24 protein-coding genes are annotated in these 24,440 nt (G+C 63.1%); 11 read left to right on the top strand and 13 right to left on the bottom strand.

Going from position 1 to position 24,440, the window contains the following annotated elements; all coding sequences use genetic code 11:
• Positions 1–14 precede the first annotated feature (14 nt).
• Together AB1N67_RS18945 and AB1N67_RS18940 are read left to right on the top strand one after the other, a co-directional pair.
• Positions 15–2,030: a pyridoxamine 5'-phosphate oxidase family protein gene (locus tag AB1N67_RS18945; RefSeq protein WP_367863332.1), complete on the top strand. Its 2,016-nt coding sequence runs from the start codon at positions 15–17 to the stop codon at positions 2,028–2,030.
• A 46-nt stretch (positions 2,031–2,076) separates the two neighbouring features.
• Positions 2,077–2,976, top strand: a complete 900-nt coding sequence (locus AB1N67_RS18940) for a LysR family transcriptional regulator (protein WP_043214582.1) — start codon at positions 2,077–2,079, stop codon at positions 2,974–2,976.
• 84 nt (positions 2,977–3,060) lie between these two features.
• Here the strand turns inward: AB1N67_RS18940 and AB1N67_RS18935 are convergent, their stop codons facing one another.
• The 3 genes from AB1N67_RS18935 to AB1N67_RS18925 form a co-directional block, all read right to left on the bottom strand.
• The gene (locus AB1N67_RS18935; protein WP_043214574.1) at positions 3,061–4,311 is read right to left on the bottom strand and encodes a ribonucleotide-diphosphate reductase subunit beta; all 1,251 of its coding nucleotides are present in this window, start codon (positions 4,309–4,311) and stop codon (positions 3,061–3,063) included.
• Between the two features lie 513 nt (positions 4,312–4,824).
• On the bottom strand, positions 4,825–4,956 hold the full coding sequence (locus AB1N67_RS18930; RefSeq protein WP_256544354.1) for a hypothetical protein: 132 nt from the start codon (positions 4,954–4,956) through the stop codon (positions 4,825–4,827).
• Between the two features lie 171 nt (positions 4,957–5,127).
• Positions 5,128–8,007: a ribonucleoside-diphosphate reductase subunit alpha gene (locus AB1N67_RS18925; protein ID WP_043214572.1), complete on the bottom strand. Its 2,880-nt coding sequence runs from the start codon at positions 8,005–8,007 to the stop codon at positions 5,128–5,130.
• 778 nt (positions 8,008–8,785) lie between these two features.
• On the opposite strand from AB1N67_RS18925, the gene AB1N67_RS18920 reads away from it, so the two are divergent.
• Positions 8,786–9,499, top strand: coding sequence for a response regulator transcription factor (locus tag AB1N67_RS18920; RefSeq protein ID WP_043214569.1), 714 nt, complete (start codon positions 8,786–8,788; stop codon positions 9,497–9,499).
• Positions 9,500–9,528: 29 nt separating this feature from the next.
• Positions 9,529–11,094: an ATP-binding protein gene (locus tag AB1N67_RS18915; RefSeq protein WP_102082305.1), complete on the top strand. Its 1,566-nt coding sequence runs from the start codon at positions 9,529–9,531 to the stop codon at positions 11,092–11,094.
• A gap of 9 nt (positions 11,095–11,103) precedes the next feature.
• Here AB1N67_RS18915 and AB1N67_RS18910 read toward each other — a convergent pair whose 3' ends face one another.
• Complete coding sequence (locus AB1N67_RS18910; protein ID WP_043214567.1) at positions 11,104–11,805, bottom strand: 4'-phosphopantetheinyl transferase; 702 nt, start codon at positions 11,803–11,805, stop codon at positions 11,104–11,106.
• Positions 11,806–11,882: 77 nt separating this feature from the next.
• Entirely contained in the window at positions 11,883–12,674 is a 792-nt protein-coding gene (locus tag AB1N67_RS18905; RefSeq protein ID WP_102082302.1) for a dienelactone hydrolase family protein, read from the bottom strand.
• Between the two features lie 131 nt (positions 12,675–12,805).
• Here AB1N67_RS18905 and AB1N67_RS18900 point away from each other — a divergent pair, with 131 nt between their 5' ends.
• From AB1N67_RS18900 to AB1N67_RS18885, 4 genes are all read left to right on the top strand, one after another.
• Entirely contained in the window at positions 12,806–13,408 is a 603-nt protein-coding gene (locus AB1N67_RS18900) for an outer membrane beta-barrel protein (RefSeq protein ID WP_043214562.1), read from the top strand.
• Positions 13,409–13,548: 140 nt separating this feature from the next.
• Positions 13,549–14,226, top strand: a complete 678-nt coding sequence (locus AB1N67_RS18895) for a response regulator (protein ID WP_043214559.1) — start codon at positions 13,549–13,551, stop codon at positions 14,224–14,226.
• Positions 14,223–15,569, top strand: a complete 1,347-nt coding sequence (locus tag AB1N67_RS18890; RefSeq protein WP_102082301.1) for an ATP-binding protein — start codon at positions 14,223–14,225, stop codon at positions 15,567–15,569. Before AB1N67_RS18895 ends, AB1N67_RS18890 begins: the two co-directional genes overlap by 4 nt.
• 411 nt (positions 15,570–15,980) lie before the next feature.
• On the top strand, positions 15,981–17,303 hold the full coding sequence (locus AB1N67_RS18885) for a dicarboxylate/amino acid:cation symporter (protein ID WP_043214554.1): 1,323 nt from the start codon (positions 15,981–15,983) through the stop codon (positions 17,301–17,303).
• 140 nt (positions 17,304–17,443) lie between these two features.
• Here the strand turns inward: AB1N67_RS18885 and AB1N67_RS18880 are convergent, their stop codons facing one another.
• Positions 17,444–17,938 carry a SprT family zinc-dependent metalloprotease gene (locus tag AB1N67_RS18880; protein ID WP_043214551.1) on the bottom strand — a complete coding sequence of 165 codons (495 nt, stop codon included), beginning with the start codon at positions 17,936–17,938 and terminating at the stop codon, positions 17,444–17,446.
• A gap of 128 nt (positions 17,939–18,066) precedes the next feature.
• Positions 18,067–18,666, bottom strand: a complete 600-nt coding sequence (locus AB1N67_RS18875; RefSeq protein WP_043214549.1) for a Yip1 family protein — start codon at positions 18,664–18,666, stop codon at positions 18,067–18,069.
• A 253-nt stretch (positions 18,667–18,919) separates the two neighbouring features.
• Between AB1N67_RS18875 and ttcA the strand changes: the two genes are divergently transcribed.
• Both ttcA and AB1N67_RS18865 read left to right on the top strand, forming a co-directional pair.
• Positions 18,920–19,744, top strand: coding sequence for a tRNA 2-thiocytidine(32) synthetase TtcA (ttcA, locus tag AB1N67_RS18870; protein WP_043214547.1), 825 nt, complete (start codon positions 18,920–18,922; stop codon positions 19,742–19,744).
• A gap of 3 nt (positions 19,745–19,747) precedes the next feature.
• Positions 19,748–20,419 carry a DNA-3-methyladenine glycosylase I gene (locus AB1N67_RS18865; RefSeq protein ID WP_090343573.1) on the top strand — a complete coding sequence of 224 codons (672 nt, stop codon included), beginning with the start codon at positions 19,748–19,750 and terminating at the stop codon, positions 20,417–20,419.
• A gap of 93 nt (positions 20,420–20,512) precedes the next feature.
• Here the strand turns inward: AB1N67_RS18865 and AB1N67_RS18860 are convergent, their stop codons facing one another.
• The 3 genes from AB1N67_RS18860 to arsC are packed head-to-tail and all read right to left on the bottom strand — an operon-like array spanning position 20,513 to position 21,874.
• A complete protein-coding gene (locus AB1N67_RS18860) occupies positions 20,513–20,926 on the bottom strand; it encodes a DUF2069 domain-containing protein (protein ID WP_043214543.1) in 414 nt (137 codons plus the stop codon).
• Positions 20,919–21,524 (bottom strand): NAD(P)H:quinone oxidoreductase, encoded by a 606-nt coding sequence (wrbA, locus tag AB1N67_RS18855; protein ID WP_070572948.1) that lies wholly within the window; start codon positions 21,522–21,524, stop codon positions 20,919–20,921. The genes AB1N67_RS18860 and wrbA overlap by 8 nt, the downstream gene beginning before the upstream one ends.
• Positions 21,521–21,874, bottom strand: a complete 354-nt coding sequence (arsC, locus tag AB1N67_RS18850; protein ID WP_043215202.1) for an arsenate reductase (glutaredoxin) — start codon at positions 21,872–21,874, stop codon at positions 21,521–21,523. The genes wrbA and arsC overlap by 4 nt, the downstream gene beginning before the upstream one ends.
• Positions 21,875–21,959: 85 nt before the next feature.
• Between arsC and AB1N67_RS18845 the strand changes: the two genes are divergently transcribed.
• Positions 21,960–22,424, top strand: coding sequence for a TlpA disulfide reductase family protein (locus AB1N67_RS18845; RefSeq protein ID WP_043215201.1), 465 nt, complete (start codon positions 21,960–21,962; stop codon positions 22,422–22,424).
• Positions 22,425–22,497: 73 nt separating this feature from the next.
• On the opposite strand, the gene AB1N67_RS18840 is transcribed toward AB1N67_RS18845, so the two are convergent.
• Genes AB1N67_RS18840 through AB1N67_RS18830 form a run of 3 tightly spaced genes read right to left on the bottom strand, consistent with a single transcriptional unit; the run spans position 22,498 to position 24,357 of the window.
• Complete coding sequence (locus AB1N67_RS18840) at positions 22,498–22,902, bottom strand: META domain-containing protein (RefSeq protein WP_043215199.1); 405 nt, start codon at positions 22,900–22,902, stop codon at positions 22,498–22,500.
• On the bottom strand, positions 22,899–23,336 hold the full coding sequence (locus AB1N67_RS18835; RefSeq protein ID WP_043215198.1) for a hypothetical protein: 438 nt from the start codon (positions 23,334–23,336) through the stop codon (positions 22,899–22,901). Before AB1N67_RS18835 ends, AB1N67_RS18840 begins: the two co-directional genes overlap by 4 nt.
• 31 nt (positions 23,337–23,367) lie before the next feature.
• Positions 23,368–24,357, bottom strand: coding sequence for a 2-hydroxyacid dehydrogenase (locus AB1N67_RS18830; protein WP_367863331.1), 990 nt, complete (start codon positions 24,355–24,357; stop codon positions 23,368–23,370).
• Positions 24,358–24,440: the final 83 nt, after the last annotated feature.

Raw genomic sequence — 24,440 nt, 5'->3', positions numbered from 1 at the left:
AGAGGAATGCCGCCATGCGATCACCCTGGCATGCAGGTGAGAAACGGCTGCAGGAGCAAGCCGGTGTTGCAGAGCGCATGGAGGTATTTGGGCAAAAAGTCATCCGCGACTACATGCCCGACCAGCATCGCGCGTTCTACCATCAGTTGCCGTTCATGGTGGTCGGTGCCGTGGATGCCGAGGGCAAACCCTGGGCGACGCTACTCGAAGGCCCCGAGGGCTTCGTCAGCTCGCCTGATCCGCGGCAGTTGCTGATCGGCACCGAGCTTGCCGCCGACGATCCGGCAACGCCGGGATTGGTGGCTGGCGGTGCCGTCGGTCTGTTGGGGATCGAGTTGCACACCCGCCGGCGCAATCGCCTCAATGGCATGATTCGCAGGGCCAGTGCCGGCCAGTTGGAGGTGGAGGTCGAGCAGTCGTTCGGCAACTGCCCGCAGTACATTCAATTGCGCGAATACACCCGTGTCGACGTACCGTCGCAAGGGCGTCAGGATTCAACGGCGATCGATGCCAGGGCTCGCGCCATGATCGAGAGCACGGATACATTCTTCGTGGCCAGCTACGTCGAACATGAAAGCGGCCAACGCTCGGTGGATGTCTCCCACCGCGGTGGTCGGGCCGGATTCGTGCGGGTCGAAGGCAACCGCCTGACCGTCCCCGATTATGCCGGCAATCTGCATTTCAACACCCTCGGCAACTTGTTGGTGAACCCTGTCGCAGGCCTGCTGTTCGTTGACTTCGCCACTGGCGACATGCTTCAGGTGGTCGGGCAGGCCCAGGTCATTCTCGACAGCCCACTGATCAGTGCTTTCGAAGGTGCCGAGCGAATCTGGACCCTGGATGTCGAACAGGTAGTGTTGCGTCCAGCTGCCGTGTCGCTGCGCTGGGCATTCCATGAGTACGCCCCCACCAGCCTGGCGACCGGCACCTGGGCCGAAGCCGAGCTGCGCCTGCAACAGCGTGAACGGCAACGTCAATGGTTGAGCTGGCGAGTATCGCGGATCGAGCAGGAGAGCCGTGATATCCGCTCGTTCTACCTGCAACCTGGGGACGGCGCCGCCGTAACCTTTGCGCCCGGCCAGCATATTCCCGTGCGTTTGCGGACCGAAGGGCAGACGCCACTTATCCGCACCTATAGTTTGTCCAGCGCGCCGTCCGACGGTTACTTGCGTATCAGTGTCAAGGCGCAGGGGCCGGCTTCATGGCATCTGCACCGAGCGTTGAAGGTCGGTGATCTTTTAGATGTACGCCTGCCTATGGGCAGCTTCACGCTGGACCAAGACAGCGAACGCCCCCTCGTGCTGATTGGCGCGGGCGTCGGCATCACGCCGCTGATCGCCATGCTCCGTGAGCAACTGGCCAGCGGGCAGGGCCGGCGCATTTATCTGTTCCATGGCGGACGTACCTTGGCTGACCTGCCGTTCCAGCAGGAGCTAGGCGCACTCCAAAAGCAATCCGCTGGCCTGCTGAATATCCATCGTGCCCTGAGTCAGCCGGAAGCGCATGCGGTGCAGGGCCGTGACTACACCTTCGCCAGCCGCCTGGGCATCGACCAGATCAAGACCACACTGGCACTGGACGACTACGACTTCTACCTCTGTGGTCCGGCCAGCTTCACCCAGGATCTGTACGAAGGCCTGCGCAGCGTGCATGTGCCCGATTCGCGCATTCATGCCGAAGCCTTTGGCCCTTCGACCTTGCGTCGCCACACCGACGACAATCAGCCCACGCTGCAACAGCCTCCGCCCGCCAAAGAACCTGTGCCGGTGTACTTCGCCAGCTCTGCCAAGGAGGCCCGCTGGGCACCGGACAGTGGCACGCTGCTAGAACTGGCGGAGCGCCGTGGCCTGTCGCCGGAGTTCAGTTGCCGAGGCGGCTCCTGCGGCACCTGCAAGACCCGACTGGTCAGTGGGCAGGTCCACTACCCGAACCCGCCCGCCGAACTGCCTGAACCTGGTAGCGTACTGATCTGCTGCGCCATTCCGGCTCAGGCTGAAGAAGGTGTGCAGCCCTTGGTGCTGGAGCTCTAGCGTCAGCGCTGGAATAATCGCCCTATGACAACGCATGGGGCGCGGCATGGACCAGATTCACCTAATGAAAGTGTTCGTGGCCGTGGGCGAGCAGGAAAGCTTCGCCGCCGCTGCCCGCCGCCTGGCGATTTCGCCTGCTGCCGTGACCCGGGCGGTCACCGCGCTGGAGGAGCAACTTGGCGTCAAGCTGCTCTTGCGCACCACCCGCAGCGTGCGTCTGACCGAGGCCGGTGGCCGTTACCTGGAAGATACGCGGCACATTCTGGCCAGCATCGTCGAAGCCAATGAAGCCGCTGCCGGCATCAACGCCGCGCCCAAGGGCGACCTGGCGGTTACCGCGCCGATCCTGTTCGGCAAGAAGTTCGTCATGCCCTGCATCGTCCGTTACCTGCAGCAGTACCCCGAGGTGGACGTGTCGGCGTATTTTCTCGACCGTGTGGTGAATCTGGTGGAGGAGGGCCTGGACGTGGCTGTACGCATCGGGCAGTTGCCGGATTCTGGGCTCAAGGCACTGCGCGTGGGCCAGATGCGCCGCTTACTGTGCGCCTCGCCGGAGTATCTGGAGCGCCACGGCACACCGCGCCATCCTTCGGAATTGCACAGGCATCAGATCATCGCTGCCGGGGCGCTGTCGCCGCGCACGGACTGGCGCTTCGGCGCGATCGACGAGCCGACGCTGGTACGCATGAAGCCGCGCCTGACCGTGACCAGCAACGACGCTGCAATCGCCGCCGCCAGCGCTGGCCTCGGCATCGCCCGGCTGCTGTCCTATCAGGTGGCTGATGAACTGGCGGACGGGCGCCTGCAGGTGATCTTGGCCGAGTACGAGGAGGCGTCCTGGCCGATCCACATCCTGCACCGCGAAAGCAAATACGGCTCGACCAAGGTGCGCACCTTCATCGACATGCTGGCCGAGCATCTGCGCAGCCAGTCGCATCTGGCCTGACTGTTGGCACGCGAGCGGTCCCAGAGGTATCAACTCAAAATAAAAAGGCTGCCCGGAGGCAGCCTTTTCTAAGTGGCTGGACAATCAGTCCCAGCTCAGCGCACCACCGGTCTGGTACTCGATAACGCGAGTCTCGAAGAAGTTCTTCTCCTTCTTCAAGTCCATGATCTCGCTCATCCACGGGAACGGGTTGGTGGTCCCTGGATATTCTTCTTTCAGACCGATCTGGGTCAGGCGACGGTTGGCGATGAACTTGAGGTAGTCCTCCATCATCGCGGCGTTCATGCCCAGTACGCCGCGTGGCATGGTGTCACGGGCATATTCGATCTCCAGCTGGGTCCCTTGCAGGATCATCTGGGTCGCTTCTTCCTTCATCGCGGCATCCCACAGGTGCGGGTTTTCGATCTTGATCTGGTTGATCACGTCGATGCCGAAGTTCAGGTGCATGGATTCGTCACGCAGGATGTACTGGAACTGCTCGGCGACGCCGGTCATCTTGTTGCGGCGGCCCATGGAGAGGATCTGGGTGAAACCGCAGTAGAAGAAGATGCCTTCCAGGACGCAGTAGTAGGCGATCAGGTTGCGCAGCAGTTCTTTGTCGGTCTCGACGGTGCCGGTGTTGAACTCGGGGTCGGAGATGGCGCGGGTGTACTTCAAGCCCCAGGCTGCCTTTTTAGCGACCGATGGGATCTCGTGGTACATGTTGAAGATCTCGCCTTCATCCATGCCCAGCGACTCGATGCAGTACTGGTAGGCGTGGGTGTGGATCGCCTCTTCGAAGGCTTGGCGCAGGATGTACTGGCGGCACTCGGGGTTGGTGATCAGGCGGTACACGGCCAGGGCCAGGTTGTTGGCCACCAGGGAGTCGGCGGTGGAGAAGAAGCCGAGGTTGCGCATGACGATGCGGCGCTCGTCTTCGGTCAGGCCGTCCATGCTCTTCCACAGGGCGATGTCGGCGGTCATGTTGACCTCTTGCGGCATCCAGTGGTTGGCGCAGCCGTCGAGGTATTTCTGCCAGGCCCAGTCGTACTTGAACGGAACCAGCTGGTTGAGGTCGGCGCGGCAGTTGATCATGCGCTTTTCGTCAACGCGCACGCGGGCGGAGGAGCCTTCGAGTTCGGCCAGGCCTTCGGCGATGTCGAGCTCGTTCAGGGCGGCCTTGGCGCGCTTGACGGCGTCGGAGTCGTCGGCGGTCGCTGCGCGGGCTTCCTGGGCGGCGGCGTCACCGGCGCTGTCGAGTTTGTCGAGGGTGGCGGCGGCGTTGGCCTGTGCGGGGGTGGCGCCTTTGGCGGCGACTTCACCGTCTTCCTTGTCGAATTCGTCCCAGCTCAGCATGGTCCTGGCTCCTGCTAGAGGGTTGCGCGGGGCAACCGATTGGATTTTAAAAGGTGACGCCTGCAAGGCCCCAAGGGTGATACGGCAGGCAGTGAGCGCGCGCGCTCGTCACGTTTGAAGGTGTCGGATCAGCGCCTGTCCATGCCTCGCAGGAGGGGCCAGGACGCCTGAATACAGTGTGGCAACGATAAAACGTGCGGGCTGGCCAAGCGGTTGGGTACGGCTTGTGTCACGCAGTCGATCATTGGCTAAACCCTTTTTCGAGGGGGGCGAAGTATAACGGAATTCGCTACCGATCGGAGCGACGCTAGGCCGGTCTGCTGTAATTTTTCGACCGGTATCAGGCGCGTCCGTTCACGAATCACGCGTCGTTTCCACGGGGAAGGAGTTTAGCGGAAAAATCGCAGATGTGGTGTTTGATTTTTTGATCTAACACAAAATATTGTGTTTTCGAGGTGGGATTGTCAGCGTCGAAAAACCGCACCCGGAGGGCCTTGGCCTTCCGGGCGGGTCTTAGCGGCAGCGGTTGCGCAGCGTCTGGACGATGTGCGTCCTGGGGTTGTTGCGCGCCTCTTCGACCGTGGTGAAACGGCCGGTTTCGGCATTGCGGCCAATCTTGCGAGTTGCAGGTTTCTTCCGAGCCATCGTGATGTCTTCCGTGTGGGTCAGTGAAGCCCGTGTCCTGGCGTCCAGGGCACGGAGCAGTACTGTTTTATCCCTTCGCGAAAGCGACGTGCAGAGGGCAGAGTCTCTCGATGACGCGGATACAAAAATGCCGCAAGCGGCGCCTTAAGGCGCCTCCCACGGCATGGGGTGTTACTGGCAGGCTTCGCAGTCTGGCTCGTCGATCGCGCAGGCCTTAGGTACCGGGGCTGGGCCCGCTGCCTGGACCGGGGCGCTGTCGCCGCCGCTGGAAACAGCGTTGAGCTTGCCGGTGTTGATGGTCGACTTCTCGGTGCTGGTGGCGGCCAGGGCACGGAGGTAGTAGGTGGTCTTCAGACCACGGTACCAGGCCATGCGGTAGGTCACGTCCAGCTTCTTGCCCGAGGCGCCGGCGATGTACAGGTTCAGCGACTGGGCCTGGTCGATCCACTTCTGGCGACGGGAGGCGGCATCGACGATCCACTTGGTCTCGACTTCGAACGCGGTGGCGTACAGGTCCTTGAGCTCTTGCGGAATACGCTCGATCTGCTGCACAGAACCGTCGTAGTACTTCAGGTCATTGATCATGACCGAGTCCCACAGGCCGCGAGCCTTGAGGTCACGGACCAGGTACGGGTTGATCACGGTGAACTCGCCCGACAGGTTCGATTTGACGTACAGGTTCTGGTAGGTCGGCTCGATCGACTGCGAAACGCCGGTGATGTTGGCGATGGTCGCGGTCGGCGCGATGGCCATGATGTTCGAGTTGCGGATGCCTTTCTTGACGCGCTCGCGGACAGGGGCCCAGTCCAGGGACTCTTCCAGGTTGACGTCGATGTACTTGGCGCCACGGGCTTCGATCAGGATCTGCTGGCTGTCCAGCGGCAGGATGCCCTTGGACCACAGGGAGCCTTCGAAGGTCTGGTATGCGCCGCGCTCGTCGGCCAGGTCACAGGATGCCTGGATGGCGTAGTAGCTGACCGCTTCCATCGACTTGTCGGCGAACTCGACCGCAGCGTCCGAGCCGTAGGGGATGTGCTGCAGGTACAGTGCGTCCTGGAAGCCCATGATGCCCAGGCCGACCGGACGGTGCTTGAAGTTCGAGTTCTGCGCCTGGGGCACCGAGTAGTAGTTGATGTCGATCACGTTGTCGAGCATGCGCACGGCAGTCTTGACGGTACGCGCCAGTTTCGCGGTGTCCAGCTTGCCGTCGACGATGTGGTTCGGCAGGTTGATCGAACCCAGGTTGCACACGGCGATTTCATCGGCGTTGGTGTTCAGGGTGATCTCGGTGCACAGGTTCGAGCTGTGGACCACGCCCACGTGCTGCTGCGGCGAACGCAGGTTGCACGGGTCCTTGAAGGTCAGCCATGGGTGGCCGGTCTCGAACAGCATCGACAGCATCTTGCGCCACAGGTCTTTGGCCTGGACAGTCTTGAACACCTTGATCTTGTTGTACTCGGTCAGGGCTTCGTAGTACTCGTAGCGCTCTTCGAAGGCCTTGCCGGTCAGGTCGTGCAGATCAGGCACTTCCGAAGGCGAGAACAGGGTCCACTTGCCGTCGTCGAAGACGCGCTTCATGAACAGGTCCGGGATCCAGTTGGCGGTGTTCATGTCGTGGGTGCGACGACGGTCGTCACCGGTGTTCTTGCGCAGCTCGAGGAATTCCTCGATGTCCAGGTGCCAGGTTTCCAGGTAGGCGCAGACCGCGCCCTTGCGCTTGCCGCCCTGGTTGACCGCGACGGCGGTGTCGTTGACGACTTTCAGGAACGGCACGACGCCTTGCGACTTGCCGTTGGTGCCCTTGATGTACGAACCCAGGGCGCGTACCGGAGTCCAGTCATTGCCCAGGCCACCCGCAAACTTCGACAGCATGGCGTTGTCGTGGATGGCTTTGTAGATGCCCGACAGGTCATCCGGCACGGTGGTCAGGTAGCAGCTCGACAGCTGCGGACGCAGGGTACCGGCGTTGAACAGGGTCGGGGTCGAAGCCATGTAATCGAACGAGGAGAGCAGGTTGTAGAACTCGATCGCACGGGCTTCTTTGTCTTTTTCCTGCAGCGCCAGGCCCATGGCCACGCGCATGAAGAACACCTGTGGCAGCTCGAAACGTACGCCATCCTTGTGGATGAAGTAGCGGTCGTACAGGGTCTGCAGGCCCAGGTAGGTGAACTGTTGGTCACGCTCGTGCTCGATGGCCTTGCCCAGACGCTCCAGGTCGTAGCCTTTGAGGGCAGGGTCGAGCAGCTCGAACTCGACGCCTTTCTCGACGTAGGCCGGCAGGGCCTTGGCGTACAAGTCGGCCATTTCGTGGTGGGTGGCGCTGTCGGCCACGCCCAGGAAGCCCAGGGCCTCGGCACGCAGGGTGTCCATCAGCAGGCGCGCGGTGACGAAGGAGTAGTTCGGCTCGCGCTCGACCAGGGTACGGGCGGTCATAACCAGGGCGGTGTTGACGTCCTTGATGGCCACGCCGTCGTACAGGTTCTTCAGGGTGTCGCGCTGGATCAGCTCGCCATCGACTTCGGCCAGGCCTTCGCAGGCTTCGCTGATGATGGTGTTCAGGCGCGCCATGTCCAGCGGCGCCAGGCTGCCGTCGGCCAGGGTGATGCGGATGCTTGGGTGCGGCTCGACCACGGATTCGGTGTTGGCGCGGGTGGCACGCTCCTTGGCGCGCTGTTCGCGGTAGATCACATAGTCACGGGCGACTTTTTGCTCGCCGGCGCGCATCAGGGCCAGTTCGACCTGGTCCTGGATTTCCTCGATGTGGATGGTGCCACCCGATGGCATGCGACGTTTGAAGGTCGCGGTGACCTGCTCGGTCAGGCGAGCGACGGTGTCGTGGATGCGCGACGAGGCAGCGGCGGTGCCGCCTTCAACTGCGAGGAACGCCTTGGTGATGGCCACGGTGATCTTGTCGTCGGTGTAGGGAACGACAGTACCGTTACGCTTGATCACGCGCAGTTGACCGGGTGCGGTCGCGGCCAGATCCTGGTTCGAATCGGCGGCCTGCGGCACCTTGGCCTGCGGGTTCTCGCGAGTTGTGTCGGTTTGCATGGGTGGGTGTCTCCACAGTTTCTATATTGTTCAGGCGCCTTTGGGGCGCCCACCGTTCCATCCACTAGCCTGATGGCCACGCGCGGGGACGCGCATGCACGCGCATCCGCCCGCTCGGGCGTACCGACTTCGGGACAGACTCAGGAATAAGGGGCAATAACCTGCCGCTCCCTGGCCGAAGTCAAAGGTTTTGGGCTGAGCCCAAAAACTGTTGCTGATGAGTGCCAGGCCTGGCCTGCAACACCCATGCCCGAACAAGTCCCTGGATGGGCTTGCCTCGGTCGCCTCCGCAGGAGCGGTTTGGCTGTTGGAATCACGTTAAGTTCAGCCAGACAAATCGCTTGAACTTCTCTGTTGACTTGTGTTTGTGATTTTGCTCGAACCCCAATATCTAGTGGTTCGCTGCGATGGGGATACAAGATAATGCGGTATCAGGGGCTTTGCAAGGTGAGCGCCTGTGGATAACTTGTGCGTACTTTGTGTGTGATCCGTGGGTATTCGCTGTAGGCCTTGTCCTAGCTGGCCTTCACTTTTTTTCTGCGTTCCCATGCCCTGTCGCTGATTTTTTCGGGCGCGAACCCTATCACAAAAATCGTCTTGGCCGAGGGCCTGCGACAGGCGGCTTGGCGTGGTTGGCAGGGGCGAGGGTGGGACGTAGTATCCGGGGGCAATGTTGCCTTTTGGTGAACGGTGGCTGACGGGCCCGATGCCATCGCCGGTTGTACACTGCAACGCCAGCAGGCGGCTCCAGAACAAGAATAATCAGTGAAGGCGGACCATGGACCAGCCCAACAATCGGATTTTGATCGTCGAGGACGACCAGCGACTGGCGGAACTCACCGCCGAGTATCTGCAGGCCAACGGCTACGAGGTGGCAGTGGAGGGCGATGGCGGTCGGGCGGCGCGGCGTATCATCGACAGCCAGCCGGACCTTGTGATCCTCGACCTGATGCTGCCCGGCGAAGATGGCCTGAGCATCTGTCGACGCGTCCGCGGGCAATACGCCGGCCCCATCCTCATGCTCACCGCTCGCAGCGATGAACTCGATCAGGTCCAGGGCCTGGACATGGGCGCCGATGACTATGTGTGCAAACCGGTGCGTCCACGCTTGCTGCTGGCGCGCATCACCGCCTTGCTGCGGCGCAGCGAAGCCCCGCAGAGCAAGCGTCAGGAGCTGCAGTTCGGTGCATTGCGCATCGACAGCCGCGTGCGCGAGGCCTGGTTGGGCGAGCAGGCGATCGAACTGACCGGCGCCGAGTTCGACCTGCTCTGGTTGTTGAGCAGCAATGCCGGGCGGGTGTTGTCTCGCGAAGAGATCTTCACCTCCTTGCGTGGCGTCGGCTACGACGGCCAGGACCGCTCGATCGATGTGCGTATTTCCAAGATCCGCCCCAAGATAGGTGATGACCCGATCCACCCGCGTCTGATCAAGACCCTGCGTAGCAAGGGCTACCTGTTCGTCGGCGAGACCGCCCAGGCAGCGGCCCCGTGAATTCGATCTTCTTGCGCATTTACGGTGGCATGCTCGCCGTGCTGGTGCTGGTGGCAGTGCTTGGGGTGCTCAGCCTGCATCTGGTCAACCAGGTGCGCGCTGAACGGCACCGCGAGGGACTGGCCCAAGGCACCTTCAGCCTCATGGCGGACAACCTGGCCCTGCAAGATCCGGTCGAGCGCAAGCGCTCGCTGTTGATCTGGGAGCGCTTGCTCGGCGTGCCGCTGGACTTGCAGCCGGCCTCGGCCTTCACCTTGGATGGTGGCCAGCGCACGCGCCTTCGTCGGGGCCTGGTGGTGGTGGAAAAGACCGGCCCGCATGCCGTGCGCGTCTTGCGCCAGATCGGCGATGAAGACCAGCTGTTGGTGGCCCAGGTCAAGCAGGTCAGTGAACAGTTGGCCCGCGCGACGCTCTATCTACTGGCCGATGAGCTGGTGCGCTACCCGGTCGCCGAACAGCAGCGACGTCTGGCCGAGATCAGCAAGAGCAAGGGCTTTGGTTTCGACATCGCCCTGCAGCGCCTGGAGCGGGCAGGGCTGGACGACGACCAGCGGCGCCGGGTGGAGGAGGGCGACACGGTGATGGCGTTGGGCAAAGATGGCGATTCGGTGCGGGTGTTTTCCGGATTGACTGGCTCGCCCTGGGTGCTGGAGATCGGGCCGTTGCATCAGCTCAACCCGTATCCGCCGCAGTTGCTGGTCCTCATCGCCTTCCTTGGTTTGTGCCTGATCGGCCTGGTGGTGTACCTGCTGGTGCGCCAGCTGGAGCGACGCCTGTCGGGGCTGGAGGTCGCGGCCACGCGCATTGCCCAGGGCAGCCTGGAGACCCGCGTGCCCGAGGGGGACGCCGACTCGGTGGGGCGCCTGGCCGAGGCCTTCAATGGCATGGCCGAGCATCTGCAGCGTTCCTTGACCATGCAGCGCGAGCTGGTGCGGGCGGTGTCCCATGAGTTGCGTACACCCGTGGCGCGCCTGCGCTTTGGCCTGGAAATGATCGAAAGCGCCAGCAACGAGCAGGCCAGGGCCAAGCACCTGGCTGGGATGGACAGCGACATCCAGGACCTGGACAAACTGGTGGACGAGATGCTGACCTACGCCCGCCTGGAGCAGGGCACACCGGCCTTGAAATTCCAGGCGGTGGACCTCGACGCCCTGCTCGAGCGCGTGATCCAGGAGCTGTCGCCGTTGCGGGTCGAGGTCAAGGTGGTACGCGGCGACTGCCAGGGTGCGGATGCGGCAGGCGCCTGGGTCGATGCCGAACCCCGCTACCTGCACCGGGCGCTGCAGAACCTGGTGGGCAATGCCATGCGGCACGCCGAATCCCAGGTCAGGTTGAGCTATCAATTGGGCCTGGAGCGCTGCCGCATTGATGTGGAAGACGATGGGCCCGGAATTCCCGAAGGGGTCTGGGATCGCATCTTCACCCCTTTCACCCGCCTCGACGACAGCCGTACCCGCGCCTCCGGCGGGCATGGCCTGGGGTTGTCGATCGTGCGCCGGATCATCTACTGGCACGGGGGCCGGGCAATGGTCGGACGCAGCGAGGCGTTGGGCGGGGCCTGCTTCAGCCTGATCTGGCCGAGCCACCGGCCGTAGGTCTAGGGGTTATACGTTGATCAGGCTGAGCAGGTAGCCATCCTGGACACAGAACTGACCTTCCAGCTCGCGGCCAGCCTGCCAGTCGGCTGAAAGGTCGGTGAGCAGGCGCAGGCGGGCATAACCCTCGACAGACCATTCCAGCAGCTCGGCGTGTTCGAAGTAGAAGCGCTGCCGGGTCAAGGGGTAGAGCGCTTTGAACAGGCTTTCCTTGAGTGAGAACGTCAACGTCACGCCCAGGCCGAGCTGGCTATAGTCCAGGCGCTGGAGCTCGGCGGGGGTGAGGATCTCGCCAGCCAGGCGTTCGGCGCGTTCGTCGTTCAGCAAGGATTCCTGGTCCAGGCCCAGGCCAGCGCTGTCGCCATCGGCCGCAACCACAGCGGCGGCCCAGCCTTTGCCATGGGTGATCGAGCCGTGAATGCCGGCCGGCCAGATCGGCGAACGGTCCTCATGGGTGGCGGGCACGTAGTCGCGTCCATCCAGCGCATGCAGCGCCGCACGTGCGCAGACCCGGCCTGCCAGGTACTCGGCCTGGCGCTTGGCCACCGAGCGCTGCAGGCTGGCGCTTTGTTCGATGCCGGCGCGCTGGAAGTCGTCCGGCGCCAGGCGCGCGGGGTCGAAGGTGCAACTGACCAGCACCGCGCCGGGAACCGGGCGGGGCAGGGGCCAGTGGTGCTTGAGGGGGGAGCAGCAGGTGGGGTGTCTGGTCATGGTGAGTATTGTGCCAGTGGCGCCCTGATGCGCAAACCAGGCGAGTGCCGCACCCTTGACTGCCACCCCGACAGTCTTCAGTCGAAGGATTTCTTGAGGAAGGCCTGCATGTCCGCCCACGAGCGGTCATCCGCCTCTTTGTTATAGCCAATGTCCGGCCCGCCATGGTCGCCGTGGCTCAAGCGGTCGGCATCGGGGTTGGTGAATCCATGCTTGGCTCCGGCAATGGAGACGAATGTCATGTCGGCGCCGGCGCTTTGCATTTCCTGCTTGAACGCTGCCACTTGCGCTGGCGGGATCATGCTGTCGGCCTCGCCGTGCTCTACCAGGATTTTCGCCCTGATCACACCCGGCTTGGCTGGCGTCTGAGTGGCCAGTGGGCCATGGAAGCTCACCACGGCGTCGAGTTTCTCGCCTCGGCGCGCGGCATCGAGCACTACCTTGCCGCCGAAGCAGTAACCCACCGCCGCCAACTGATGTTTATTGGTGTTGGGCTGGATTTTCAGCAGCTCAAGCCCCGCATCGAAGCGCCGTGCAGCAGCCTTGGGGTCCTTCGTCGCCGCCGCCATGAACGCTTGGGCGTCCTTCGGATGTTCGGTGTGCTTGCCATCGCCATACATGTCGATGGCCAGGGCGTTGTAACCCAGCGCCGCCAGGTCCCGGGCCCGGCGCTTGGCATAGCCGTTCAGCCCCCACCATTCATGCACCACGATAATGCCGGGGCGCTTGCCCTCGACTGCATCGTCGTAAGCGTAGTAGCCCACCAGGCGCTGGCCATCGGCGTCCTGATAGGGAATTTCGCGGGTCTGCACCGCCGCCTGGGCGACGGCAGCGCTGCACAACAGGGCCAGGGCAAGCAGGGAACGCATGGTCGGTACTCCTTGGGCAAAGGGTGCGATTCGTTCAGCCGGGGTTCAGTCAGGGTTCAGCCGCGGTTCAGGGCTCACTCCCTACTCTAGCCACCAGACACAGACATCGCATCCAACTGGAGTATCCCACCATGAAAACACTCAATACCTTGATGGTCGCCATGGCCGTATGTGCCGCCAGTCTCACCGCCCAGGCCGCCGATGACACCTTCGCCAGCCTCACCTATGGCCAGACCAGCGACAAGGTCCGCAAGTCCGGCCTGCTGCAACGCAACACCGATCACCTGAACGCCGACGGCATCATCGGCAAGGACGGCACCTGGGGCGTGCGCGTGGGCAAGATCAATGACGATGCCCGCTATTACCTGACCTACGACAATGTCTCGGGCGACCACAGTGGCATCAAGCTGCGCCAGGAAAACCTGCTTGGCAGCTACGATGCGTTCTTGCCGGTGGGCGACACCACCAAGCTGTTCGGTGGCGGCAGCCTGGGCTTGACCAAACTGTCCCAGGAATCCTCCGGTTACAGCCGTGACACCGATGTGGGTTATGCCGTAGGCCTGCAGGCCGGCGTTCTGCAGCAGATCACCAACAACGCCTCGGTGGAGCTGGGCTACCGTTACCTGCGCAGCAACGCCAGCACCGAACTGGCCGAACATGGCGGTCCCAAGGCAGGCACCCTGCGTCTGACCAGCAGCGCCCAGACCTACCTGTCGGCCAACTACACCTTCTGACCCACAGGAGGGGCCAGGGCAACGCTGGTATGCTGCACCGGTCCCTCCGCGACCAAGCCCGCTCCTGCCGCCAGGCGTCGTGCAGAAGCGGGCTTGACCGGCACGGGAGGCGGATACAGGTATGAATCAAGGAGAGTGACATGAAGCTGCTGGTGGTCGAGGACGAGGCGCTGCTACGCCACCACCTGTACACGCGCCTGGGCGAGAGCGGGCATGTGGTCGAGGCGGTGGCCAATGCCGAAGAGGCGCTCTACCAGGCCGAGCAATACAACCACGATTTGGCCGTGGTCGACCTCGGGCTGCCGGGCATGAGCGGTCTGGACCTGATCCGCCAGTTGCGCAGTCAGGGCAAGACCTTCCCGATCCTGATCCTCACCGCCCGCGGCAACTGGCAGGACAAGGTCGAAGGCCTGGCTGCCGGGGCCGACGACTATGTGGTCAAGCCGTTCCAGTTCGAAGAGCTGGAGGCGCGCCTGAATGCCTTGCTGCGCCGCTCCAGCGGTTTCACCCAGTCGACCATCGCGGCAGGGCCCCTGGTGCTGGACCTCAATCGCAAGCAGGCGACCTTGGACGAGCAACCGCTTGCCCTGACCGCCTATGAATACCGCATCCTCGAATACCTCATGCGCCATCACCAGCAAGTGGTGGCCAAGGATCGTCTGATGGAGCAGCTCTACCCCGATGACGAGGAGCGCGATCCGAATGTCATCGAGGTGCTGGTCGGTCGTCTGCGACGCAAGCTCGAGGGCGACCGTGGTTTCAAACCGATCGACACGGTGCGTGGCCTGGGTTACCTGTTCACCGAGCGCTGCCGATGATCCGCTCCCTGCGGGTGCGCCTGATGCTGGCGGCGGCGCTGTTGGCGTTGTTGTTCATGCTGGCGCTGCTACCGGCCCTGCAAAAGACCTTCAGCCTGGCGTTGCAGGAGTCGATCGAACAGCGCTTGGCCTCGGATGTGACCACCTTGATTTCCGCCGCGCGGATCGAGCAGGGGCGGCTGCAGATGCCCGAGCAGTTGCCCGACGAGCGCTACAACCTGCCCTACACCGGCCTGCTCGGCTACATCTTCGATCGCCAGGGTGCTCTGGTGTGGCGTTCGCGCGCCACCAACGGGCAGAACATCAACTACCGCCCCCGATATGACGGGCGCGGCAATGAGTTCGCCCGGATCCACCAGGATGACGGCGAGGAATTCTTCGTCTACGACGTGGAGGTCAAGCTGCTCGGGGGCAAGAGTGCCGCATTCAGTATCGTGGCGCTGCAGCCGGTGCGTGAGTACCAGCACACCCTCGATGGCCTGCGTGAAAAACTCTACTTGGGTTTCGGGGCGGCCCTGCTGGCGCTGATGGTGCTGTTATGGGCCGGCCTGACCTGGGGGCTTCGTTCGTTGCGCAGGCTGAGCCTGGAGCTTGACGAAGTGGAAGCGGGTGCGCGTGATGGCCTGAGCGGCGAGCACCCGCGTGAACTGCTGCGCCTGACCGGCTCGCTCAACCGCCTGCTGCGCAGCGAACGTGAGCAGCGCCAGCGCTACCGCGATTCGCTCGATGACCTGGCGCACAGCCTCAAGACGCCCCTTGCGGTGCTGCAGGGCGTCGGTGAAAGCCTCGGCCAGGGTGACAGCGAACGCGAGCAGGCGCGGGTGCTGCAAAGCCAGATCGAACGCATGAGCCAGCAGATCGACTACCAACTGCAGCGCGCCAGCCTGCGCAAGAGCGGTCTGGTCCGTCATCGGGTGCAACTACGACCGGTGCTCGACAGCCTGTGCAACACGCTGGACAAGGTCTATCGCGACAAGCGCGTGGCCGTCAGCCTCGACATGCCCCCGGATGCTTGGGTGCCGATGGAGCAAGGGGCAGCGCTGGAGCTGTTCGGCAACCTGCTGGAGAACGCTTATCGGCTGAGCCTCGGCCAGGTGCGTGTGAGCCTGCAACAAGCGCCTGGGCAGTTGGTGCTATGCGTCGAAGACGATGGCCCTGGCGTACCGGGCAGTCAGCGTGAGCGCATTCTCAAACGGGGCGAACGGCTCGATCGGCAGCATCCGGGGCAGGGCATCGGCCTGGCGGTGGTCAAGGACATCATCGACAGCTATGACGCCGAGCTGAGCCTGGATGATTCGACACTGGGAGGCGCGGCGTTCCGGATCGTGTTCCATCTGGACTGAAACCCACTGAGGCGCTACGCGGCACGTCCCAAGGCCTCACCCACCCTGGGGCTTGTGGATCCTGTGGGATTTACTCCGAAGTTAACGCCACAGGGCGAGCCGGCCGGGGTACGTTCTCCCTTCCTGGGCGGATTCCCGCCAACAGCCTTGTTCCAAACCCGCCAATGGGCGGAAATCCGCCAACCTCAAACTGCGCGCCTGCCCCGCCATGGGGCGCCGAAAGCCCCGAAATCCGCGGGCTGCACTGATTGCGAGCATTTTGGCATCGGCCTTGCTATCGACCTGGCAGAGGCCTGTCACAAGGCAGCTCGAACACAACGACAAATCCCTCCAAGTGCAGGAGGGTTCGCGCTTTAGGTGCCCCAACGCCCTGGGAAGGGTGGGCTCGGCACACTTGAGGAAAAACTAGCCATGACGACACGTCAGCCGTTGTACAAATCCCTGTATGTCCAGGTGTTGGTCGCCATCACCATCGGTATCCTGCTCGGTCACTACTACCCGGAAACCGGCGTAGCCCTCAAACCCCTGGGCGACGGGTTCGTCAAACTGATCAAGATGGTCATCGCCCCGATCATCTTCTGCACCGTCGTCAGCGGCATCGCTGGCATGCAGAGCATGAAGTCGGTCGGCAAGACCGGTGGCTATGCGCTGCTGTACTTCGAGATCGTTTCCACCATCGCCTTGATCATCGGCCTGGTCGTGGTCAACGTGGTCCAGCCCGGTGCCGGCATGCATGTCGACGTCAGCACCCTGAACGCCAGCAGCGTCGCCGCCTACGCCGCCGCAGGCGCGCAGCAGACCACCGTGGGCTTCCTGCTCAACATCATCCCCAACACCGTGGTGGGCGCATTCGCCAATGGCGATATCCTGCAGGTGCTGATGTTCTCCGTGCTGTTCGGCTTTGCCCTGCACCGCCTGGGCAGCTACGGCAAGCCGGTGCTGGACCTGATCGACCGCTTCGCCCATGTCATGTTCAACATCATCAACATGATCATGAAGCTGGCTCCGGTCGGCGCTTTCGGCGCCATGGCCTTCACCATCGGCCAGTATGGTGTGGGCTCGTTGGTGCAGCTGAGCTACCTGATGATCTGCTTCTACGTCACCTGCCTGCTGTTCATCCTGGTGGTGCTGGGCGGTATCTGCCGGTTCCATGGCTTCAGCGTACTCAAGCTGATCCGCTACATTCGTGAAGAGCTGATGATCGTGCTCGGCACCTCCTCCTCGGAATCGGCCCTGCCACGCATGCTGGCCAAGATGGAGCGCCTGGGTGCCAAGAAGTCGGTGGTCGGCCTGGTGATCCCTACCGGCTACTCGTTCAACCTGGATGGCACCTCGATCTACCTGACCATGGCTGCGGTGTTCATCGCCCAGGCTACCGACACCACCATGGATATCACCCACCAGATCACCCTGCTGCTGGTGCTGCTGATCGCCTCCAAGGGTGCAGCAGGCGTCACCGGTTCCGGCTTCATCGTGCTGGCCGCGACCCTGTCCGCCGTGGGCCACCTGCCGGTGGCAGGCCTGGCGCTGATCCTGGGTATCGACCGCTTCATGTCCGAGGCGCGTGCGCTGACCAACCTGATCGGCAACGCCGTGGCCACGGTAGTCGTGGCCAAGTGGGTCAACGAGCTGGACACCGACACGCTGCAGGCCGAGCTGGCCTCCGGTGGTTCGCCGCTGGTCGACCCTCGTCCGGTCGATGACTTGGGCGTGGCTGAAGGCCCGGCGCGCTGATTGCGTTGTGAAATCGAAGAAGGCGACCCTCGGGTCGCCTTCTTTATTTGTAATGCCTGCCGGCCTGTTCGCAGGTAGACCCGCTTGCACAGGTTTGGCGCAAGCCTTGTGGGGGCGGGGTTAGCCGCGAATGCTGTTTGTCATTCGATGCGGGTCTCGCCGCTGTAAACCAGGATCTCACGACACCGCCTGCACAGATAGCGTCGCCCCTGGCGCACCAGCTTGTGCCGCTGGGCAGTGAACGGGAAGTCACTTTCCGGGCAGGGGCAGCGGTAGATGTAGCGGGTGGCCACGCGCCGCTTCACTTCATAGTTGTGGCAACGGTTCGGTGGCAATTCATACACGCCCCGCATGATCAGTTGCCATTCCTCGCCATGGGCCTGGATCTTGTCGCCGAACAGCTGGTGCGCCACCAAGTGTGCCACTTCGTGGGCAACGGTCTGACGCAGGAAGTCTTCCTGGTTCTCCCGGTACAGCTGCAGATTGAAGCGCAGCAGGTTTTCGTGCAGATGAGCGACGCCGGCCTTCTGGCCGCGCAGCTTGAAGCTGACTTGCGGGCGAGGGAAGGTGCGTTTGAAGAAGGCTTCAGCTTGCTGGTAACAGGTTTCGACGCGTTGTTTGAGCAGCTCGGGCATGGCGGGGTGGTTCTCCTGAGCGGGCAATTATGCCGCAAGCGCCAGGTGCCTGCCGGGCCATCTGTCAGCACACAGCCAGAGGCCGCCTTGCGGCGGCCCCGGGGTGACGCTCCTATGTTGCGTTGGATCTAGTTGGTATAGACAGGCCCCACACCCAGCCCCCAGATGATCACCGTGGAGGCCATGATCGCCACCAGCACCACCAGGCCTACCGCCAGCACGGAGCTGGAGAACAGGAAGCCTTCGTCGGTGGGGATATTCATGAAGGTCGGCAGGCCGACATAGAGCAGGTAGACCGTGTAGCAAATGGCCGCCGTGCCCACCAGCATGCCAAGCCAGAGGTGCGGGTAGAGCGCCGCCAGGCCGCCGATGAACAGCGGGGTGGCGGTGTAGGTGGCAAACGCCACGCATTGCGCCATGGATGGGGTGGCATCGTAGGTGCGGGCCATCCAGTGGATGAAAGCCCCCATGACCGCGACCCCGGCGAGCATCGCCAGGTAGGACATGATGCTCATCCATAGTGCGCTTTCCATCGTCAGCATCACCGCCGGTCGATCGCCTATGACCCAGCCGACCTGGGTGGTGCCGATGAACGCCGACACAGCCGGGATCGCGGCGAGTATCAGCGTGTGGGTCAGGTACATGTGGCTGATGCTTTCGTCCTCGCCACGAATCTCCTTCCACTCCTGGTCAGGGTGGGTAAACAGCCCCAGAACGTGATGGATCATGCCGGTCACTCCTATCGTCGTTGTCAAACGCCCCCCAAGTGGAGCGCTTGCGGCCCGAGGCCTGGACACCGATGCAAGCGGTCGTGTGGCCTTATCTCGCAGTATAGGAAGCCGTTACCTACATAAACCTGGGTTTTTAGAGCAAATTGCGCTGTCAGATGCGCGCTTGATTCTTTATCGGAATGGCCTACGCCCCCGCTCGGTTTGTGCGTAAAATAGCTCGCTTTTGTCACACCTCGCGGATCCAAGCGCTATGGGCACCCTCTCGGTCAACCAGAACAAACTGCAAAAACGCCTGCGTCGCCTCGCTGGCGAAGCCATCACCGACTACAACATGATCGAGGATGGCGACAAGGTCATGGTCTGCCTGTCCGGCGGCAAGGACAGTTACACCATGCTCGACGTTCTGTTGCACCTGCAGAAGGTGGCGCCGATCAAGTTCGAGATCGTCGCTGTGAACATGGACCAGAAGCAGCCAGGCTTCCCTGAGCACGTGTTGCCGGCCTATCTCAAGGAGCTGGGCGTCGAGTACCACATCGTCGAGAAGGACACCTACTCGGTGGTCAAGGAGCTGGTTCCGGAAGGCAAGACCACCTGCTCGCTGTGTTCGCGCCTGCGCCGCGGCACGCTGTACACCTTCGCCGACGAGATCGGTGCGACCAAGATGGCCCTCGGGCACCATCGCGACGACATCGTCGAGACCTTCTTCCTCAACATGTTCTTCAACGGCTCGCTCAAGGGCATGCCGCCGAAGCTGCGCGCCGACGACGGTCGCAACGTGGTGATCCGCCCGCTGGCCTACTGCAGCGAGAAGGACATCCAGGCCTACTCGGACATGAAGGGCTTTCCGATCATCCCTTGCAACCTGTGCGGCTCTCAGGAAAACCTGCAGCGCCAGGTGGTCAAGGACATGCTGGTGGAATGGGAACGCAAGCACCCGGGCCGCACCGAGAGCATCTTCCGCGCTCTGCAGAACGTCGCGCCATCGCAGCTGGCCGATCGCAACCTGTTCGATTTCACCAGCCTCAAGATCGACGAAAGCGCCACTCCGCGTTTTCTCGATGTACTGAACATCTGACCCATGCGCGACTACCAATGGCTGCATGAGTACTGCCTGAACCGCTTCGGCTCGGCACAGGCCCTGGAGGCCTTCCTGCCGCAGCCGCGCACGCCAGCGCAATTGCGTGACATCAGCGATGACCGCTACCTGTCGACGCTGGCCCTGCGGGTGTTCCGTGCAGGGCTCAAGCACAGCCTGGTGGACGCCAAGTGGCCGGCCTTCGAGCAGGTGTTCTTCGGCTTCGATCCGGAAAAGGTCGTGCTGATGGGCGCCGAGCACCTTGAGCGGTTAATGCAGGACGAGCGGATCATCCGCCATTTGGGCAAGCTCAAGAGCGTGCCACGCAATGCGCAGATGATTCTCGATGTGGCGAAGGAGCGGGGCAGTTTCGGAGCGTTCATCGCCGATTGGCCGGTGACCGACATCGTCGGACTATGGAAGTACCTGGCCAAGCATGGCAATCAGTTGGGCGGGTTGTCGGCGCCGCGTTTCTTGCGCATGGTCGGCAAGGACACGTTCATTCCCACCGATGACATGAGCGCAGCCCTCATCGCCCAGGGCGTGATCGACAAGCAGCCGACCAGCCAGCGCGATTTGGCGCTGGTGCAGCAGGCGTTCAATCAGTGGCATGAGCAGAGCGGGCGACCGCTGTGCCAGCTGTCGGTGATGCTGGCGCATACCGTCAATCATTGAGAGGTGCGACGCGTGCTTCGCGGCTAAACCCGCTGCCACAGGGGCGGTGCAGTACTTGTGGCAGCGGGTTTACCCGCGAAAAGGCCGCCGCTTCTACTGCCCTTCACCGGCCACACGCCGCTCATGCTGGAACTTCCAGCGCACATACAGCAGGGCACTGACGAACAGCCCCAGGCTCACCAGCACCTCCATCCAGCCGAACACCGCCCGTGCCGGGTCGAACGCCGCCAGCACTCCCTTGATGAAATAGATATTCACCACGAAGCACGTCCAGGCATGGGCCCGGGCGCTGCCCGTCAGCATGCCCGGCACCAGCAGCAACAGAGGGATCAGCTCGATGGCCAGGATCACTTCGACCCGTGCCCCATGCAGGTCCGCGAACCACAGGTTGTTGACCGCCAGCAGGGCGATCAGGCCAAAAAAGCAAGCCAGGCTCAGCGCCCGGGTGACGCGCACCCGTGGCGTGAGCCATTCCAGCGGTGGCAATACCTTGGGCTTTCTAGCCACGCTCGCCCCCCAAAGCCTTGGCGGTGCTCGCCAGGCGTTGGCCCAGGGCGCGGCACAGGGCGATTTCGTGCGGGTCGAGTTCGCGCTTGCCATCAGCTCCAGCGTGGTGGCTGGCGCCATAGGGGGTGCCGCCGCCACGGGTCTCGAGCAGCGCCGACTCACTGTATGGCAGGCCAAGCACCAGCATGCCGTGGTGCATCAGCGGCAGCATCATCGACAGCAGCGTGGTCTCCTGACCGCCATGCAGGCTGGCGGTCGAGGTGAACACTGCCGCGGGCTTGCCGACCAGCTCTCCGCCCAGCCACAAGCTGCTGGTGCCGTCGAGGAAGTACTTGAGCGGCGCGGCCATGTTGCCGAATCGGGTCGGGCTGCCCAGCGCCAGGCCCGCGCAGTGGCGCAGATCGTCGAGGGTGGCGTAGAGCGCGCCGCTGGCCGGGATGTCCGGGGCCACGGCTTCGCATTCGGTGGAGATCGCCGGCACAGTGCGCAGGCGCGCCTCCAGGCCGGCCATCTCGACGCCGCGGGCGATATGCCTGGCCATCTCGCTGGTCGAGCCGTGGCGGCTGTAATAGAGCACTAGAACGTAGGGATCGCTCACGGCAGGATCTCCAGTACTTTCTCCGGCGGACGGCCAATCACCGCCTTGTCACCGGCGACCAGGATCGGACGCTCGATCAGCTTGGGGTGCTGGACCATCGCGTCGATCAGTTGCGCGTCGCTCAGGGCGGGGTTGGCCAGATCCAGGGCCTTGTATTCTTCTTCACCGGTGCGCAGTAGCTGGCGCGGGGCGATGCCCAGCTTGCCGAGCAGGGTTTTCAGGGTGACGGCATCCGGCGGGGTGTCCAGGTAGCGCACGATGGTCGGGGCCAGGCCGCGCGCTTCGAGCAGTTCCAGGGCGCCGCGGGATTTCGAACAGCGCGGGTTATGATAGAGGGTCAGATCAGTCATGACGGGTCGCATCCAGCTGGGTGTGGCGGCTATTCTAACCGCAGCGACTGTGTCGTTTGCTTGAAACTTCTAGAAGGATTGACCCATGGCAAGGCGTTTGGCAGCAGTACTGGCCATCACCGCGAGCCTGTTGCTCGGCGGTTGCGGTGCGGACTACGGCGTGGACCAGCACGGCAACACGGTAAAGGCCGAGCAGATCGACGGGCACTGGCTGGTGCTCAACTACTGGGCCGAGTGGTGCGGCCCGTGCCGTACGGAAATTCCCGAGCTCAACGCTGCGGCCAAGCAGTGGGAGGCCCAGGGTATCAAGGTGGTCGGGGTGAACTTCGATGGGTTGCAGGGCCAGGATCTCAAGCAGGCCGCCGAAACTCTCGGCATCGCCTTTACCGTCCTCGCCCAGGACCCGGCCGAGCGCTACGAGCTGCCGCGCAGCGAGGCGCTGCCGGTGACCTACATCATCGATGACAAAGGCAAAGTGCGTGAGCAGTTGATGGGGGAGCAGACCCTCGAAGGACTGCAAGCCAAGATCAAGGCCCTCAAGGGCGCTTAAGCGCTTCGAGCTGCAAGCTTCAAGAAAGAGCGGACCGTGTCGGGCTTGCTTTTCTTGCAGCTTGCAGCTGCTCTTAACCTTCCTCAGGCCAGAAGCGCAGTGGCTTGCCCTCGGCCGGCCAGAAGCGAATCTGCTCGATCGATGAGACGTCCCAGCGTTGCACGGTCTCCAGCGCCTGAAGGAAGCGTTTTTCCTGGTCCATCAATGCAGGGGCGCACAGTTTGCGGGTCTTGCCGACCTTGCCGAAGCTGATGCGGTCGCCTTGCAGGGTGTAGGACGCGAACCAGTGATTGCAGCCAGCATTGCCATAAGCACGGCCGTCCTCGCCGAGGATCAGGGTCAGGTGGCTGTAGTCGATCAACGGGCGCTCGCCGATCCACTCCAGCACATAGCTTTGCTCCGGTTGCAATTTCGAAGGCTCCGATGCGCAGCCGAGCAGGCCGACGGCAATCAGTGCACCGGTCAACAGATGCTTCACTGCGCGCTCCCTTGGCAGGCCGGGCACAGGTGCTGGTCGCCACGGCTGGCCCAACCCAGCTCGGCGATGCGGGCGCTGGCCGCGGGCTGGCGGGCCTTGTTGCCGAGCTTGCCGTCGACGGCGAACTCGAAGTCCAGCTCAGCCTGGCAACTGTTGCACTTGACCTTCCAGTTGAGGATCTCCAGCTCGTTGAAGATCGGGCCGCTGGCCACGGCGACCCATTGGCCGCGCGGGTTGATCAGGTGGCGCACGCTCTCCACGGTAAGGCGCATGGAAAGATCCTTGCTGCCTTTTAGAGTCACAAGCAGGACATCGTCCTTCTGGATCGAGCCACCGTTGCCAGTCACCTGATAGCGGCCCGGCACCAGGGCGCGGCATTCGATCAGGGTGTGTTGCGGGTTGAAAAGGGTGTAGCGGAAATCGTGTTCGACCATGGGTCCTCCAAAATTGCCGCGTATCCTAGCATCAACCGTTCACCAGATTCTGCGGATCGCCCTCCGTCCAGCGGATGATGTTGTCCAGGGTGGTCGAGGCGATGGCCGCCAGCGCTTCATGGTTGAGAAACGCCTGGTGTGCGGTGACGATCACGTTGTGGAAGGTCAGCAGCCGTGCGAGCACGTCATCCTGCAGCGGCAGGTCGGAACGGTCCTCGAAGAACAGCTGCGCCTCCTCTTCATAGACATCCAGCCCCAGGTAGCCGAGCTGGCCACACTTGAGCGCGTCGATCAGGGCCGGCGTGTCGACCAGCGCGCCGCGCCCGGTATTGATCAGCATGGCGCCGGGTTGCAGGGTGGCCAGGCTCTGGGCGTTGATCAGATGGCGGGTGTGCTCGGTCAGCGGGCAGTGCAGGCTGATGATGCGGGCCTGGCTCAGCAGTTCGGGCAATTCCACGTAGCGGGCGCCCAGGGCAAGCAGTTCAGGGTTGGGGTAGGGGTCGTAGGCCAGCAACTGGCAGCCGAAACCGGCCATGATGTGGGCGAAGGCGGCGCCGATCTGGCCGGTGCCGACCACGCCGACCGTCTTGCCGTGCAGGTCGAAGCCGGTCAGGCCATGCAGGGTGAAATCACCTTCGCGGGTGCGGTTGTAGGCCCGGTGCAGGCGTCGGTTGAGCGCCAGGATCAAGGCCACGGCATGCTCGGCCACGGCATGGGGTGAATAGGCCGGTACCCGCACCACCGACAGTCCCAGGCGCCGGGCGGCGGCCAGATCGACGTGGTTGTAGCCTGCTGAGCGCAAGGCGATCAGACGGGTCCCGCCGGCAGCCAGGCGTTCGAGCACCGTGGCATCGAGCTCATCGTTGATGAACGCGCAGACCACCTCGAAATCCTGGGCCAAAGCGACGGTGTCCTGGGTCAGCCGGGCCGACTGGTAGTGCAGCTCCAGGCTACTGTCGCGGGAGGCCTGGGTGAAGCTTTCCTGGTCGTAGTGCTGGCTGCTGAACAACAGGACACGCATGGTGTGAATCTCCAGGTTTCGTCATCGCGGCAGTGTAGACAGCCTGCGAAGAAGGACGTTGATCTTGCTCAGTGGCGTCACTG

It is taken from the genome of Pseudomonas guariconensis (assembly GCF_040822035.1).
In the GTDB taxonomy this organism is placed as follows: Bacteria; Pseudomonadota; Gammaproteobacteria; order Pseudomonadales; family Pseudomonadaceae; genus Aquipseudomonas; species Aquipseudomonas guariconensis.
This window is presented reverse-complemented; position numbering and strand designations above follow the sequence as displayed.